Source organism: Ideonella sp. P3_A4 (assembly GCF_056403075.1).
This window is the reverse complement of sequence record NZ_JBFUGE010001257.1, coordinates 1-757: the sequence shown is the minus strand read 5'-3', so window position 1 is coordinate 757 and position 757 is coordinate 1. Positions and strand designations below refer to the sequence as shown.

At 67.3% G+C, this 757-nt stretch carries 1 protein-coding gene; it reads right to left on the bottom strand.

Going from position 1 to position 757, the window contains the following annotated elements:
• Window positions 1–757 (bottom strand): GTP cyclohydrolase II RibA (gene ribA / locus AC1DYI_RS37415; protein WP_477209111.1); only part of this gene is annotated, 757 nt, incomplete at both ends.

The following is a 757-nucleotide window of genomic DNA, read 5'->3' as shown; positions in this document are numbered from 1 at the left end:
GGAGTTTGGCACCTACGGCATAGTCCCGGCCGTCGACCGGAAGGCCCAGGCGCACATTGGCCTCAATGGTGTCGGCGCCCTGGTCCTGCAGCTCGTAGGCACGCAGCTTCTGGAGCAATCCGATGCCGCGGCCTTCCTGGCCGCGCRGGTAGACGATGACACCCCGGCCCTCTTGTGAAACCCGCTGCATGGCCGCGTCCAGCTGCGTCTTGCAGTCGCAGCGAAGGGAACCGAAGACCTCGCTCGTCAGGCATTCCGAGTGAACTCGCGCGAGCGGGACTTGGTCGCCCGTGACGTCTCCCATCACGAGTGCCAGCTGTTCCCTGCCCGTTTGCAGCTCGCGATACCCGACGAGCCTGAACACACCGAACGGTGTCGGCAGGCGGGCGCTGGACACTCGCTCCACGAATCGTTCGGTGCGACGTCGGTAGGCAACGAGGTCCTTGATGGTGATGAGCGGTAGGCCGTGCTCGCGAGCGAACGCCTGCAACTGGGGCCGTCGTGCCATCGTGCCGTCGTCGTTGACGATTTCCACCAGGGCGCCACCTGAGCGCAGCCCGGCCAAGCGGGTCAGGTCGACCGCGGCCTCCGTGTGACCAGGCCGGGTCAGAACGCCCCCAGGCACCGCTCGCAGCGGGAACACATGGCCCGGTCGATTGAAGTCGTTCGCCTGCGCGTTGGGGTCCACCAGCGCCCGAAGCGTCGCGGCTCGGTCGGCCGCCGAAATGCCCGTCGTGGTGCCGTGTCGGTAGTCGAC